Consider the following 1,725-nt stretch of genomic DNA (forward strand, 5'->3'; position numbering starts at 1 on the left):
ATCGAGTTCCTCGGGCCGCTGACGCTCGCGGCCGTGTTGTCGCGTCGCCTCAGGGACGGGCTGTGGGTGCTGCTCGCGCTCGCCGGCGTGGTGTTGCTCGGCGTCGGCGGTGACGGGTTCGATTCCGCGGCGCTCGACCCGCTCGGTGTCGCGTGCGCGCTGGTCGCCGCCGCGGGGTGGGCGTGGTACATCGTCGCGGGTTCACACGTCGCGACGACCCTGGCGGGAACGGCGGGGCTCGCCGGGGCGACGACGGTCGCGGCGGTGGCCGTGCTGCCGTTCGGCGTCGCCGCGGGCGGTACCGGACTGCTGTCCCCCGGCATCCTCGCCGCCGGATTGGGGGTGGCACTGCTGTCCTCGGTGATCCCCTATTCGCTGGAGATCCGCGCGCTGCGTGATCTGCCGAAGGGGGTGTTCGCAATCCTCATCGCCCTCGAGCCCGCGGCGGCGGCGCTGGCCGGGTCGGTGGTGCTGGGGCAGTTCGTCGACCTCCCGGCGGCGGTGGGGATCGCGTTGGTGATCGTGGCCGGGGTGGGGGCACTGCGCGGGTCGCGCATATGAACACTGCGCGGGTCGCGCATACGAGACCGTGCGGGTCCTGAGTCGGTGTCCGCGCTCCGATCGGATTACCGCGCGGGTGATGCACCGCGCTGCTGTCTTATCCGTCGGTAATTGTTTCGCCGGCGATCACGACGCCCGCGTCCGCACGATCATGCGGACCAACTCCCCCGCCGGGCCGGCCAGCGCGCGCGGCGGACGCCACACCGCGCGCAGCGTGCGGGACAGGTCCAGCCCCGCGATCTCGACGATCCGCAGTTCTCCCGACGCCAGGTGGTCGGCGACGGCGAGCGTGCTGAGCACCGCCGGGCCCACACCGCTCAGGACGCTGGTGCGCACCGCGGCGCCGCTGCCCAGCTCGAGCAGCGGGGCGGGCCGGTCGTACTCCTCGAGTGCGAGATCGAGGGTGCGCCGGGTGCCCGAGCCCTGTTCCCGCACCACGAGCGGGGTCGCGGCGAGTTCCGCCACGGTCACGGGGCGCCGGCGCCGTACCCACGGATGGTCCGGGGTGACGACCACGACGAGGCGATCCCGGGCGACCTCGACACTGTGCAACCCCTCCGGCACGGTGGGCCCCTCGACGAATCCGACGTGGACGCGACCGTCCGCGACCGCGTCGCACACCTGCATGGAGTTCTGCACCTGCAGCTGGATCTGCACGTCGTCGCGCACCGCCCGGAACCGGCCCAGCCATCGCGGGATGAGGTGTTCGGCCACGGTCATGCTGGCGGCGACGGTCAGTTCGGCGTGCCGTTCGACGCGCAGCGCGTCGGCGGCGTCGAGGAGCTTGCGGACGTCGGCGAGCGCTTCCCGCGCCCAGTGCGCAACGACCGTCCCCTCGGGGGTGAGCGACGATCCGGCGCGTCCTCGCCGCACCAGCCCGGTCCCGAGTTGCTGTTCGAGGCGTCGCAGGGACCGGCTCGCGTTGGGTTGCGCGATGTCGGCGCTACGAGCGGCGGCCCCGAGACTGCCGTGATCGTCGATGCCGACGAGGAGCTCGAGCGCGGTGAGGTCGGGCCAGTCGGTCATGACCGAATGATATGTCCGACGCCACAGACATATCGATTCGATATGCCGTCATGCGGTTTCGGGGTCTAGCTGCAAGGCCCGCCGGACGAAATCATCGAACGCATGATCACCGTGCCCGCCGCTCCCGCGCTGCGTCTG

The 1,725-nt window shown here is 72.0% G+C and carries 2 protein-coding genes; one reads left to right on the forward strand and one right to left on the reverse strand.

Annotated elements, in window-relative coordinates; translation table 11 throughout:
* A partial coding sequence (locus ACN675_RS29045) for an EamA family transporter (RefSeq protein ID WP_420754099.1) occupies positions 1–561 on the forward strand: 561 nt, incomplete at its 5' end.
* Between the two features lie 126 nt (positions 562–687).
* On the opposite strand, the gene ACN675_RS29050 is transcribed toward ACN675_RS29045, so the two are convergent.
* A complete protein-coding gene (locus ACN675_RS29050) occupies positions 688–1,587 on the reverse strand; it encodes a LysR family transcriptional regulator (RefSeq protein ID WP_420754100.1) in 900 nt (299 codons plus the stop codon).
* Between the last annotated feature and the right edge of the window lie 138 nt (positions 1,588–1,725).

The sequence above is a fragment of the Rhodococcus sp. O3 genome (genome assembly GCF_048897285.1).
In the GTDB taxonomy this organism is placed as follows: Bacteria; Actinomycetota; Actinomycetes; order Mycobacteriales; family Mycobacteriaceae; genus Rhodococcus.